Below are 13,122 nucleotides of genomic sequence, written 5' to 3'. Positions count from 1 at the left end.
CGACATTCTGTGCAAATACTTTTTGAGCATGTGTTTGTGTTGATTAGGCGTTTTTATCACTTTATGATCTGAAATCTGCAGGAAGTCAGTATGTTCAAATACCTCGCATGTTGCTTTATGTTAGTGCTAATTTACCCCCTGGGCGTGGACTTATACCTTGTTGGCTTACCCGACATTGCCAAAGACTTAAATGCCTCTGCCGTTGACCTTCATACTGCTTTTTCTATTTATTTGGCCGGCATGGCATCGACCATGATTATCGCAGGACTGGTATCCGACCGATTCGGCCGGAAACCCATCGCATTATTGGGTGCGTTGATTTTTGTCTGCGCGTCATACGGAGCCGCGTTGACGGTTTCTGCCGAACAATTTCTTTTTGCACGATTTTGGCAAGGCGTGGGTGCCGGCTTCTGCTATGTTGTCACCTTTGCCATTCTTAGAGATACCCTGGACGATGATAAACGCTCAAAAGTGTTGTCAGTAATTAATGGTATTACTTGCATCGTTCCTGTTATTGCACCGGTTCTGGGGTATTTACTGTTAATGAGCTTTGAATGGCCAAGCCTCTTCACCGGTATGGCCATCTTCGCTGGGATTTCATGTTTAGTCTGTATATTCTGGTTAGATGAAACCTACCATAATAATAAAGAGACGCAGCCGAACAGTAAAATAATCAGTGGCGAAAGTTTATTATCAACATTATTCATCAGCCGACTATTTATTACCTGTTTGTCTATCACTGCAATTTTGACCTATGTAAACACCTCGCCAATCATATTAATGGGGCAGATGGGGTTGTCTACAGGGCAGTATTCAATATCAATGACAGGGCTGGCTGGCTTTAGCATGGCCACTTCATTTTTAACGCCCTATCTCCTGTCAAAATTTGGGCAAAAAACGCTCCTGCTATTATCACAAGCGCTATTTTTAACCTGTGCTGTTATCTTTGCACTCACACAAGCCCTGGGCCTGAATGCTTATTTAAACCTCGTCGGGTTCGCCATGATCGGTGTCGGTTTTGCTATGGGCTTCGGGATATTGATGAGCCAAGCCTTGAATCCGTTTAAGCAAAATGCCGGTTTGGCAAGTTCCGTGCTGGCCATTTGCCAGATCGCGTTCTCGGCAGGTTATATCTGGATAATGGGGATGCTGGGCGTGAGTGCAGTGAATATGCTGATTTTCCTGTTACTGTTTTCCAGCATCGCTAACACCATCGTGCTGGTCTCTGTACCTAACCAGCGGGAATGTCTTCAGGAGTAAACGCTCCCGCCCTGCCAGGCATATCCCACCGTCGAGTCCCCTAAAACGCCTTCATAGCAATATGAAGGCGTAATAATACCAAACCGCGCTACCACAGAAGCTCTTCCCCGCAATGCGGTTGTGGGCATACACACGTTCAAATACGTCATGACTTTTGGGTTGTTAGCGAAAGGGACTTAAGGAACAGATTGGATTGGATTGGATTGGATTGGATTGGATTGGATTGGATTGGATTGGATTGGATTGGATTGGATTGGATTGGATTGGATTGGATTGGATTGGAGCGGGTGAAGGGAATCGAACCCTCGTATGCAGCTTGGGAAGCTGCCGTTCTACCATTGAACTACACCCGCATCGGTGTGCGGCTGCCATTATAACCGGTTATCCCCGCTGGGCAAGCGAAGATAGCATGTAACTGCTGATGTTTTAGGCAGTTAGCGTAGCTTTCCTCTCTCCTCCCCCATCAGGCGAAAAAAAACCGGCACAGTGACCTGTACCGGCTGATATTAATACCCTTTGTCTTTCAATCCGCAGGGGTGTTGGCTATACCTTCCTGCGGTTTGAAATCTCTTCGGTATATGGCCTTATTTCTGTGGGCGCATTGCCGGGAACAGGATCACATCACGAATGGTGTGGCTGTTGGTGAACAGCATGACCATACGGTCGATACCGATACCCAGACCTGCGGTCGGCGGCAGGCCGTGCTCCAGCGCAGTCACGTAGTCTTCGTCGTAGAACATCGCTTCGTCATCGCCAGCGTCTTTCGCATTAGCCTGGTCAGCAAAACGCTGCGCCTGGTCTTCCGCATCATTCAGCTCTGAGAAGCCGTTACCGATTTCGCGGCCACCGATGAAGAACTCGAAGCGGTCAGTGATTTCTGGGTTAACGTCATTACGGCGCGCCAGCGGTGAAACCTCTGCCGGATATTCCGTGATGAAGGTCGGCTGAATCAGATGGCTTTCCGCCACTTCTTCGAAGATCTCGGTCACTACACGGCCCAGGCCCCAGCTCTTCTCAACCTTGATACCGATGGATTCAGCAATCGCAACCGCTTTACCCATATCGGCCAGATCGGCCAGATCGGTTTCAGGACGATACTTTTTGATCGCCTCGGTCATGGTCAGCTTCGCAAACGGCTTGCCGAAGTCGAACACTTCATCACCGTACTGCACCTGAGTATTGCCCAGCACGTTCTGGGTCAGGGTGCGGAACAGTGACTCGGTCAGTTCAATCAGGTCTTTGTAATCCGCGTATGCCATATAGAGTTCCATCATGGTGAACTCTGGGTTATGACGCGGAGATACGCCTTCGTTACGGAAGTTACGGTTGATTTCGAACACGCGCTCGAAGCCACCAACAACCAGACGCTTCAGGTACAGCTCTGGTGCAATACGCAGGTACATATCAATGTCCAGCGCATTGTGGTGAGTAACGAATGGACGCGCAGAAGCCCCACCCGGGATCACCTGCATCATAGGCGTTTCGACTTCCATGAAGCCGCGTTCTACCATGAAGTTACGCATTGCCGCCATGATCTGAGAACGCACCTTGAACGTCTTGCGCGACTCTTCATTAGCGATCAAATCCAGGTAACGCTGGCGATAGCGGGTTTCCTGATCCGCCAGACCGTGGAACTTGTCCGGCAACGGGCGCAGGGCTTTGGTCAGCAGACGCAGTTCGGTACAGTGGATAGACAATTCGCCGGTCTTGGTTTTGAACAACTTGCCGCGCGCACCCAGGATGTCACCCAGATCCCACTTCTTGAATTCTTCGTTATAAACGCCTTCCGCCAGATCGTCGCGCGCGACGTACAGCTGGATACGGCCACCAACGTCCTGCAGCGTAACGAATGACGCTTTACCCATGATACGGCGGGTCATCATACGGCCGGCAACGGTGACTTCTACACCCAGCGCTTCCAGCTCTTCATTGTCTTTATCGCCGTATGCAGCGTGCAGCTTGTCGGACGTGGTGTCACGACGGAAATCATTCGGGAACGCAATGCCGTTCTCGCGCAGCGCGGCCAATTTCTCACGGCGTGACTGCAACTCGTTATTGAGATCCAGCGCCTGATCGGCGCCTTGTGGTTGTTGCTCAGACATTTCTGTTCCTTATAACCCGGCTTTCAAACTTGCCTCAATGAATTTATCCAGGTCGCCATCTAATACGGCCTGCGTGTTGCGCGTTTCAACGTTAGTGCGCAAATCCTTGATACGGGAGTCATCCAACACGTAAGAACGGATTTGGCTACCCCAACCGATATCGGACTTGTTGTCTTCCATCATCTGTTTATCAGCATTTTTCTTTTGCATCTCAAACTCGTACAGCTTGGCTCGCAGCTGTTTAAACGCTTGATCCTTGTTCTTATGCTGAGAACGGTCGTTCTGACACTGCACTACGATGTTGGTCGGTAAGTGGGTAATACGCACCGCCGACTCAGTTTTGTTCACGTGCTGACCACCCGCCCCCGAGGCGCGGTAAACGTCGATACGCAGGTCCGCCGGGTTGATGTCGATATCAATATCATCGTCCACTTCCGGGTAGATAAACACCGAACTGAACGAAGTATGACGACGGCCGCCGGAATCGAACGGGCTCTTGCGCACCAGGCGATGTACGCCGGTTTCAGTACGCAACCAGCCGAACGCGTAGTCGCCGATGATCTTGATGGTGGCGGATTTCAGCCCTGCCACGTCGCCGTCGGACTCTTCAATCACTTCGGTCTTGAAGCCTTTGGCTTCAGCCCAGCGCAGGTACATGCGCAGCAACATGCTGGCCCAGTCCTGAGCCTCTGTACCGCCGGAGCCAGCCTGAATATCCAGGTAGCAATCAGCACTGTCGTATTCACCAGAGAACATACGACGAAATTCTAATTGCTCGAGCTTGGCAGACAGTTGATCAAGCTCAACGACCGCTTCGTTAAAGGTTTCTTCATCGTCGGCTTCGATCGCCAATTCCAACAGACCAGTGACGTCTTCGCCGCCCTGTACCAGTTGATCGATGGTTTCAACAATGGCTTCGAGCGCAGCGCGCTCTTTACCCAGCGCCTGTGCGCGCTCAGGTTCGTTCCAAACGTCAGGCTGTTCCAGCTCGGCGTTGACTTCTTCTAGGCGTTCTTTCTTGGCATCATAGTCAAAGATACCCCCTAAGAACGGCAGTCCGCGCGGACAGGTCCTGAATTCGGTTTTTTACCGGGTTAATTTCAAACATGTTTTTAGCGTTCTTTTTCGTTGATGGCGTCGATGGCGAAATGCCATTAGAACCGGTAATTCTAGCGGATCCAGCCGTCAGTTTATAGCGAGTTGGCTAGTTTTTGTGGGGGGAAGAAAACATGCCGGGGTTTGGCAGAGCAAACCCCGGATTAAGGCCGCCGTAAATTAACGTGGCCAGAGGTGTTGGATCAGTAACTGCACGTTGCGGTTACCGCGGAACTCGTTAACGTCCAGTTTGTATGCCAGTTCCACTTCGCGCACGCTGCTGTCCGGCCACAGGGTGGTATCTACATTGAAAGCGATACCGTCGAGCAACGGGCCGCCGCCGATCGGTTCAACCATCAGCTTCAAGTGTTTCTCACCCACTAACCGCTGCTGCAAAATGCGGAATGTCCCGTCAAACGTCGGCTCAGGGAATGCTTGCCCCCAAGGCCCGCCTTCACGTAGCAGTTCAGCCGTTTCCAGTGAGAGTTCCTGCATCGCCAATTCGCCGTCAGACCAGATCACACCTTCCAGCATTGCCGGATCGAGCCATTCGCCGACCAGCTCACCAAAGCGCTGGCGAAACTCGTCGAACTTGGCCTCTTCAAGCGACAGGCCAGCGGCCATCGCATGGCCACCGAACTTCATCATCAGCCCAGGATTCAGCGTATCCAACCGTTCCAGTGCATCCCGCATGTGCAAACCGGCTATCGAACGCCCAGAACCTTTCAGTATGCCATCACCCGCTGGCGCAAACGCGATCACCGGGCGGTGAAAACGTTCTTTAATACGCGATGCCAGAATGCCCACCACGCCCTGATGCCACTCAGGGTGATACATCGCCAGCCCATACGGCAACGTGGTGCTGCTGCGTTCAAGCTCGTCACACAGTTGCAGAGCTTCAACCTGCATGCCCTGTTCAATCTCACGTCGTGTCAGATTGAGCGCATCGAGATCGTTGGCCAGCATACGTGCTTGCGCGATGTCGTCACTCAGCAACAACGCCACACCGATCGACATATCGTCCAGACGCCCGGCAGCATTGAGGCGCGGCCCCAACGCAAAACCGAGATCGCTCGCCGCCAATTGGCGCGCGTCACGGTTAGCCACTTCCAATAAAGCCCGGATACCTGGCCGGCACTTGCCGGCGCGAATGCGGTTCAGGCCCTGATACACCAAAATACGGTTGTTGGCGTCGAGCGGTACCACATCGGCAACCGTGCCGAGCGCTACCAGATCCAACAGCTCTGCCAGATTCGGCATCGCCAGTGCGCGTTGTTCAAACCAACCGCTGTCACGCAGCCGTGCACGCAATGCCAGCATCAAATAGAAAGCCACCCCCACCCCCGCCAAAGACTTGGACGGGAACGCGCAGCCGCGCAGGTTTGGGTTGACGATCGCTTCCGCTGCCGGCAGGGTTTCCCCCGGCAGGTGGTGATCGGTCACCAGCACCTGCATGCCCTTGGCGTGTGCCACTTCGACGCCCGCATGGGAAGAAATGCCGTTATCCACGGTCAAGATCAATTCCGCACCACGTGCATCTGCCTGTTCCACGACTTCGGGACTCAGGCCGTAGCCGTCTTCGAAGCGGTTCGGTACCAGGTAATCGACCGCACTGCCCCCCATGCTGCGTAGCGCCAGCACTGTCAGCGCGGTACTGGTGGCACCATCGGCATCGAAATCGCCCACCACCATAATGCGACGATGATCGGCCAGCGCCTGTTGCAGAATGCCAACAGCGGCGTCAATGCCGTCCAACTGCTGCCAGGGCAGCATACCTTTGACGCTGCGTTCCAACTCCTGCTCAGCCTGAACGCCGCGCAACGCGTATAAACGGCGCAGCAGCGGATGCAGGCTGGCAGGCAAATGGCTCTCGTCCGTCACCGCACGGCGGCGTAGTTGTGTTTTGATGCTCACCGGCGATTAACCACCGGTTTTGGTTGCGGTCTGGTGCGCGTCCAGCATAGCGGCCATCTCTTTCGGCCCCTGATAGCCAGGGATCATCATGCCGTTTTCCAGGATGATGGCCGGGGTCCCCTGAATACCGAACTGCACGCCAAGCGCATAGTGTTTGCTGATGTCGGTTTTACAGGTGGCTGGTGAAACTGCGTCGCCTTTCATTGCCAGGTCAAAAGCCTTGGCTTTGTCGGCGGTACACCAGATTGATTGCATGTCTTTCTCGGCCTGGGAATTCAGCCCCTGACGCGGGAAGGCCAAATAACGCACGGTAATGCCCAGATCGTTATACTCTTTCATCTGTTGATGCAGCTTGTGGCAATAGCCGCAAGTGATGTCGGTAAACACCGTGATCACGTGTTTTTGCTTCGGCGCTTTGTAAACGATCATTTGATCTTTCAACGCTTCCAGCTTGGTGGTCAGCAGCTGGTTAGTGACGTTCACGGGCTCTTTGCCACTCACGTCGTACAACGGGCCTTGCAGAATGTGTTTGCCGTCTTCAGTCACGTACAGAACGCCGCTATCGGTCAGCACGGTTTTCAACCCATTAACCGGTGAAGGCTGTACGTCTGCCTGCTGAATACCCAGGCTGCCGAGTGCTTTTTGGATTGCAGCATCGTCGGCATGGGCCGCGCCAGTCACAGACGCCACCAGCAGGGAGAGCAGCATTAAACCTTTCTTCATTCTTCCAATCCTTTTGAACCCGGCGTGTCAGGCACGCGGGTGGTGCTGTTGATGTAGCTGTTTGAGTCTTTCTGTCGCTACATGCGTATAAATTTGTGTTGTTGAGAGGTCGCTATGCCCCAATAACATCTGTACGACACGGAGATCGGCACCATGGTTCAGCAAATGGGTGGCAAATGCATGACGTAACACGTGTGGCGACAGCCGCTCACTGTCAATGCCCGCTAGGATCGCATAGTGTTTGATGCGATGCCAGAACGTCTGTCGAGTCATTTGCTGACAACGGTTGCTCGGGAACAAAACATCCAGTGCCTGGCCGTTCACCATCCACGGACGCCCATGCTCCAGGTAATTTTCTATCCAGTACACCGCCTCTTCGCCCAGCGGTACCAGTCGTTCCTTGTTACCTTTACCGATCACGCGCACCACGCCTTGGCGCAGGCTGACGTCGCTGATGGTCAACCCAACTAGTTCAGAAACACGAAGACCGGTGGCATACAGCACTTCCAGCATCGCTTTGTCACGCAGTTCCAGCGGTTGGTCCACGCAGGGCGCCTGCAGTAACGCATCGACCTGCGCTTCGCTCAGATCTTTCGGCAACCGTTGCGGCAACTTCGGCGAGGCAAGCAGCGCTGTGGGATCGTCGGTGCGCATGTTTTCGCGGTACAGGTATTGGAACAGGCGACGCATGGCGCTCAACAAACGCGCAGAACTGGTGGCCTTGTAGCCCCCTTCGACCCGTTCCGCGAGAAAGGCCTGCAGATCCAACGCTTGCGCCTGTAACAGGGGAGTATTTTGTTGGTTCAGCCAGGCGACCAGCGCTTGCAGATCCAGCCGATAAGAGGCCAGCGTATTTTCTGCCAGATTGCGTTCGAGCCACAGCGCATCCAGGAATTGCTCAATCAATGCATGATCTTGCTGTTGCACGCGGTCCTCCCTTTGTTGCGTTTATGCCACAGGCATTATGCCTTAAACCGGTACAAATCGGGTATACTCGACGCAATTCTACCTACGGCAATATAACGGTTTACACATGAAGATTGGTCTGTTTTACGGCTCCAGCACCTGCTACACCGAGATGGCGGCAGAAAAAATCCGTGAGATTCTGGGTGAAGACCTGGTCGACCTGCATAACCTGAAAGACGTCTCCCCCGCACTGATGGAAGCGTATTCCATCCTGATCCTCGGGATACCAACCTGGGACTTCGGTGAACTGCAGGAAGATTGGGAAGCGATCTGGCCACAGCTGACCACGCTGGATTTGCAGGGGAAAATTGTCGCCATGTATGGCATGGGCGATCAACTCGGTTATGGCGAATGGTTCCTCGATGCGCTCGGTATGCTACACGATCACATTGCCCCACTCGGCGTACAGTTTATCGGCTTCTGGCCGATTGACGGCTTCGAATTTACCAGCCCGAAACCGCTAAGCGCTGACGGCAAACACTTCGTCGGCCTGGCGCTGGATGATGTGAACCAATACGACATGAGTGACGAGCGTCTGCAACAATGGTGTGAACAAATCCTGTTGGAAATGGAACCGCTGCTGTAATGCCAATGGGCGCGGTAACCGCGCCCACGCCATCTTTACTTCCATAAACGGAAACGGCTCTCCCCTTCATCAACCGGTGTTTCACCGCTCAACCGTGCCGGATCGGCCACCTGATACCAGTCTAATTTACGCGTCAGCAGCATAATTCCCGCCAAAATTGCGAACAACAACCCGGCCCCGAGTACCAATGCGTTATCTTCTGATTGCAGCAGCAGATACAACACGCCGTATAACATCAACAAACTGACGGCGAATAGCCCCCCGCGTAGCCTGCCGCGCAGCACCGCACTGAGGTAAAAGGCAATGAGCCCGCTGCAGGCAATGCTGGCCAACAGATAGGCTTTGCCGAAACCGAAATGCTCGGAAAAGGCCAACAAGATCAGATAGAAAAGCACTAATGCTGCCCCCACCAACAGATACTGGATTGGGTGTACTCGCAGACCGGTCAAGGTTTCGAATAAGAAGAACGCCATAAACGTCAGGCCGATAAACAACACCGCATATTTCACTGCGCGCTCGGTCAGTTGGTAGTGATCCACCGGTTCAATCAGGCTGGTGCTGAAGGTCGGCAATTTTTCTTCGCCGAGAATTTCGTCGTCGTAATGGAAAGCGCTGTTGATGTTGTTGGCAAACCAGGTGCTGCGCCAGCGAGCACTGAAGCCTTTTTCCGTCACTTTACGTTCATCCGGCAAAAAGTTGCCAAGGAAATTCGGATGCGGCCAATTACTCTGCAGTGTCAATTCACTGCTGCGTCCAAGCGGTACCAATGACAAACTGCTGGTACCCGCCAGCGTGAGGGTAAACTCAGCATCCAGCCCCGTTTTCTGCAATTCGCTCAGCGTCAGCGGTGCGTGAACCCCTTGATGCAGCACACTGACCTGAGTACCCGGCTCAAAGGTTGTCTGCGTCTGTGCGCCGATAAGCGGTGAGATACTTTTGATACCGCGTGAATCGCTCAGTGATACCAGCAAGAACGGCTGGCCAAGAATCACATTACTGCGCTGCAAATCGGCCAGATCGGGCTGGCCAAACTTCACCTTAAAATTCAACGGCCCTTGATACACTTGCGTCTGGTAGATGCCCAACTTACGCACGTCGACATTCGGTTTGCCGCTGACCTGCAGCGTCTCCGGCAGGAGATAACGGTGGTGGCGGACCATTTGCACCACTTTCTGCCCCTTGTCATCCGTCTTCTCTTCGCGTTCGCTATAAGGAATGACAATCAGCGGCCCCAAGATGCGCTGTGCCCGGCTGGTGCTTTCGCTGACCTGCCCCACTACGCTCTGGCGGTAACCGCTGCGTTCCTCAATCACGTTCATTAACTGTGTCACCGGAATGATCATTAAGATCATCAATCCCAGCAGAGTGGTTATCTTCCAAAACAATACCGATTTCATCATCGCCGCGCGCTCCTTGTAGGTTATTGCGCCACGATAGAGGCCTCTGGTGAATACAGGATGTGGTTATGTGAAGGGACGGTGAAGTCAGAGAGATAAGGTGAAAATAGCGGCCACGCCCTGCGGCTGGCGATTATGCAAGCGAATACCACCACGGTGTAACCGCGCAACTTCCTGTACGAAACTCAGCCCCAGGCCACTGCTTTTCGGCTTGTCGGCCCGGGCCAGTGAATAGAAACGTTCGAACACCTTGTCCAGCGCATAATCGGGAATGCCCGTGCCGTCGTCACTGATGGTGATGCGATAGTGGTTGTCCTGCCGTTTGCCGCACACGCTGATGGCACCGCCCGGGGGGGTGAAGTCCAAGGCATTGTCGAGCAAGTTGGTCAACGCCTGGCTGATCAGCAGCCCATCACCGGTCAAGGTCATCTCCTCAACCTCCTCAATCTGTAGCAAGACACCACGCTGCGCTGCCTGCGCCTCTTTACCTGCCACGGCCTGGCGTACCAGCACAGCCATCGCCAAAGGTGCCAATTCCAGACCAGGCCGGCTTTCCAGCCGCGCCTGCACCAGCAGTTTATCCACCAATTGTTGAATGCGTGCACTCTGCTGTTCGATATTGGTCAGAAAACGCTGAGCCGTGGCCGGCGGCGGCAGTTCCTGAAGCAGCTCGGCTGCACCGCGGATCGCCGCCAGTGGGCTTTTCAGCTCATGGGTCAAGGTATGCACATACTGTTCGATGTAAGCCTTACCTTCCAGCTTCACGCGCATGCTTTCCAACGATTGTGCCAATTGCTTCAGCTCATGGCCGCCCATTTTCGGCAGCGGGATGCTTTCGCCCTGCGCCACGCCGTCAGCGTAGCGCACCAACCGACCAATCGAGCGGTTTATCCACCAAACAAAACCCAAACCGATCAGCAGTGCAATCCCCAATAACAGCGCACCAGCCCATAGAATGCGTCGCTCGCTGCGTTTGATTACCGGTGCCATGGTGCTGTTGGGTTTACCGACGCTGAGCACACCGATGATTTTTCCTTGCTCCAACACCGGTGCGGCGACGTACATGACTGAACTGTTTTCATCCTGTGGATTGCTGCGGGTGCTGCGCGCACCGTATTGGCCACGTAACGTCAAATAGACGTCATTCCAGCGTGAGTAATCCTGCCCGAGCGCCTGTCCGCTGGAATCAAAAATGACGTTGCCTTGATGATCGGTGAGGTAGACGTGATATTCGCTGCGATCCTTGCGGATACCGGCAATATTGGCGCCGATGGGCCGTTGATTGAGTTGGGCAAACGCCTGCGCCAGTTGCCCGTGTGCCACGTCGTCACGCTGCATATCGAGACGGGCGATCTGCGCCAGCAGATTGGCTGTATCCACCAATGTGCCTTCGGTCGCCCGCCGCACACCGGGTTTCACTTCCTGCACAAAAATGCTCAACACGAAATAGCCCGCGACAGCCACAATCAGGAAATATCCCAGCAGCAGGCGCAAACCTATTCTCATGGCTGACGGCTCACGCTATAGCCCAGGCCTCGATGGGTGTGGATCGGCGGTTCACCGGGATCGATCGCGCGCAACTTGGCACGCAACGTTTTGATATGCGTATCGACGGTACGATCCAGGCTTTCCTCGGCCTGAGACCAGACACTGTCCATTAACTGCTGACGTGAAAATACCCGTCCGGGCGCCAGCAACAGGGTTTTCAGCAACAAAAATTCGTAGCGGGTCAATGGCAGTGGCTGCTGATGGTAATAGATGGCCGCGGCCTGCTCATCCATCCCAAAAGGACCAAAGCTGTACAACGCAGGCTGTTGCAAACGTTGCTGTTTTTGCAGGCGACGTAAAATGGTGCGCACACGGGCACTGACTTCTCGTGGGGAAAAAGGCTTGGCAACGTAATCGTCGGCACCAATCTCTAACCCAATCAGGCGGTCAACTTCATCGCTGCGGGCTGTGAGAAACAAAATGGGTAAATCCGCCGACTGCGATAACAGCTGGCGGCACAGTTCAAAACCGTTGATATCTGGCAGGCCGACATCGAGGATAGCCAGCGCTGGCGCACCCTGCGCCAACGCCTGCAATGCCGGCTCGCCACGCTCGAACCAGCGCACCTGAAAGCCTTCGCTTTCCAGGGTATAAATCAGCGTGTCAGCAATGCTAGGCTCATCTTCCACCAGCCAGAGCGTCGGCTTCATCAGGGTTCCTCGCCATCACTGGTGGGCGGATACAGCAGCGACTGACGCAAATGCCGCCAATCGGCTTTAGCCATAGAATCGGAAGCCAGCCACAACCGACGACGTTTTTTCCCTTGGGCCAGCTGCAACGTCAACAAAATGCCGTAACGCGGCATCCAGGGCTGTTTTACCAGTTGCCATTCCTGCCCGTGCCAGCCCACGCGTTGATTCGCCAGCAGGTGTAGTTCACCCTGCCGCGACGCAATGCGCTTCTGGCTACGAATACATTCAAACACCACCAGCGTCAGCAGGACCAGCCAGATTGGGCCGTAACCCTCCGGCCAGGGTGAAATCAGAATCAGTAGGATCAGTGCGCCGTGTGTCAGCAGCGAAAGTAACTGGGTGCGCCAGGAAATACGGACATCACATCGCCACTGGGCCACGGTCTTTATTTCGCGTCTGGATCAGTGTCACCATTCTCTGCAGTTCACTGTCCTGCGGAGCGCCATGATTCATCAGCCAATTGAAGAGATCGGGATCATCAGATTCAAGCAGACGGACAAATAGCGCTTTGTCTGTGTCATTGAGCCGATCATATTCGTACTCGAAGAACGGCATGATTGAGATGTCCAGCTCGCGCATACCACGGCGACACGCCCAGTGGATACGTGCTTTGTTATTAATATCCATGTTGTTATGACTAACCTCTTTTCAGCGTGGCAACGCCATCGCAGGGTTCAACTGACACACTGTATGGCAACACCGGCGCGATATAATTCCATCAGCCAAAGATCTGTCTGCAAGGGGTACCCTTGGCCGCAAGCCTATAGAGTAACAATTTGACATACTCGCCGGGAAGAAGGTTCTCTGCGTAAAACGCAATAAAGCGCTAAATGTCAAAA

Annotated in this window: 12 protein-coding genes and 1 tRNA gene; 2 read left to right on the top strand and 11 right to left on the bottom strand. The window is 53.9% G+C overall.

Going from position 1 to position 13,122, the window contains the following annotated elements; translation table 11 throughout:
* Nucleotides 1–90: 90 nt before the first annotated feature.
* Complete coding sequence (locus JOE25_RS23735) at nucleotides 91–1,260, top strand: MFS transporter (protein ID WP_209639649.1); 1,170 nt, start codon at nucleotides 91–93, stop codon at nucleotides 1,258–1,260.
* A 279-nt stretch (nucleotides 1,261–1,539) separates the two neighbouring features.
* Here the strand turns inward: JOE25_RS23735 and JOE25_RS23730 are convergent.
* The 6 genes from JOE25_RS23730 to xerD all read right to left on the bottom strand — a co-directional run bounded on the left by JOE25_RS23730 (nucleotide 1,540) and on the right by xerD (nucleotide 8,021).
* Nucleotides 1,540–1,613, bottom strand: a tRNA-Gly gene (locus JOE25_RS23730).
* Between the two features lie 231 nt (nucleotides 1,614–1,844).
* On the bottom strand, nucleotides 1,845–3,362 hold the full coding sequence (gene lysS / locus JOE25_RS23725; RefSeq protein ID WP_209639646.1) for a lysine--tRNA ligase: 1,518 nt from the start codon (nucleotides 3,360–3,362) through the stop codon (nucleotides 1,845–1,847).
* Between the two features lie 9 nt (nucleotides 3,363–3,371).
* Nucleotides 3,372–4,470 (bottom strand): peptide chain release factor 2 gene (gene prfB / locus JOE25_RS23720; RefSeq protein WP_115185178.1). Its coding sequence is split into 2 segments (ribosomal slippage): nucleotides 3,372–4,394 and nucleotides 4,396–4,470, totalling 1,098 coding nucleotides; the frame shifts between segments, so codons are not numbered across the junction.
* Between the two features lie 167 nt (nucleotides 4,471–4,637).
* On the bottom strand, nucleotides 4,638–6,371 hold the full coding sequence (recJ, locus tag JOE25_RS23715) for a single-stranded-DNA-specific exonuclease RecJ (RefSeq protein ID WP_209639644.1): 1,734 nt from the start codon (nucleotides 6,369–6,371) through the stop codon (nucleotides 4,638–4,640).
* 6 nt (nucleotides 6,372–6,377) lie between these two features.
* The gene (dsbC, locus tag JOE25_RS23710; RefSeq protein ID WP_209639641.1) at nucleotides 6,378–7,094 is read right to left on the bottom strand and encodes a bifunctional protein-disulfide isomerase/oxidoreductase DsbC; all 717 of its coding nucleotides are present in this window, start codon (nucleotides 7,092–7,094) and stop codon (nucleotides 6,378–6,380) included.
* Nucleotides 7,095–7,121: 27 nt separating this feature from the next.
* Nucleotides 7,122–8,021 (bottom strand): site-specific tyrosine recombinase XerD, encoded by a 900-nt coding sequence (xerD, locus tag JOE25_RS23705; RefSeq protein ID WP_209639639.1) that lies wholly within the window; start codon nucleotides 8,019–8,021, stop codon nucleotides 7,122–7,124.
* 106 nt (nucleotides 8,022–8,127) lie between these two features.
* Between xerD and fldB the strand changes: the two genes are divergently transcribed.
* Nucleotides 8,128–8,646 carry a flavodoxin FldB gene (gene fldB / locus JOE25_RS23700; protein ID WP_209639637.1) on the top strand — a complete coding sequence of 173 codons (519 nt, stop codon included), beginning with the start codon at nucleotides 8,128–8,130 and terminating at the stop codon, nucleotides 8,644–8,646.
* Between the two features lie 35 nt (nucleotides 8,647–8,681).
* Here the strand turns inward: fldB and creD are convergent, their stop codons facing one another.
* The 5 genes from creD to sdhE form a co-directional block, all read right to left on the bottom strand.
* On the bottom strand, nucleotides 8,682–10,046 hold the full coding sequence (creD, locus tag JOE25_RS23695) for a cell envelope integrity protein CreD (RefSeq protein WP_209639634.1): 1,365 nt from the start codon (nucleotides 10,044–10,046) through the stop codon (nucleotides 8,682–8,684).
* An 84-nt stretch (nucleotides 10,047–10,130) separates the two neighbouring features.
* The gene (creC, locus tag JOE25_RS23690) at nucleotides 10,131–11,549 is read right to left on the bottom strand and encodes a two-component system sensor histidine kinase CreC (RefSeq protein ID WP_209639631.1); all 1,419 of its coding nucleotides are present in this window, start codon (nucleotides 11,547–11,549) and stop codon (nucleotides 10,131–10,133) included.
* Nucleotides 11,546–12,241, bottom strand: a complete 696-nt coding sequence (creB, locus tag JOE25_RS23685; RefSeq protein ID WP_209639628.1) for a two-component system response regulator CreB — start codon at nucleotides 12,239–12,241, stop codon at nucleotides 11,546–11,548. The genes creC and creB overlap by 4 nt, the downstream gene beginning before the upstream one ends.
* Nucleotides 12,241–12,663: a protein YgfX gene (locus JOE25_RS23680; RefSeq protein ID WP_209639625.1), complete on the bottom strand. Its 423-nt coding sequence runs from the start codon at nucleotides 12,661–12,663 to the stop codon at nucleotides 12,241–12,243. Before JOE25_RS23680 ends, creB begins: the two co-directional genes overlap by 1 nt.
* Complete coding sequence (sdhE, locus tag JOE25_RS23675; protein ID WP_209639622.1) at nucleotides 12,644–12,910, bottom strand: FAD assembly factor SdhE; 267 nt, start codon at nucleotides 12,908–12,910, stop codon at nucleotides 12,644–12,646. The genes JOE25_RS23680 and sdhE overlap by 20 nt, the downstream gene beginning before the upstream one ends.
* Between the last annotated feature and the right edge of the window lie 212 nt (nucleotides 12,911–13,122).

This window comes from Serratia sp. PL17, from assembly GCF_017832355.1.
Taxonomy (GTDB): Bacteria; Pseudomonadota; Gammaproteobacteria; order Enterobacterales; family Enterobacteriaceae; genus Serratia.
The sequence above is the reverse complement of the archived record's forward strand: the minus strand, read 5'-3'. Positions and strand labels throughout refer to the sequence as shown.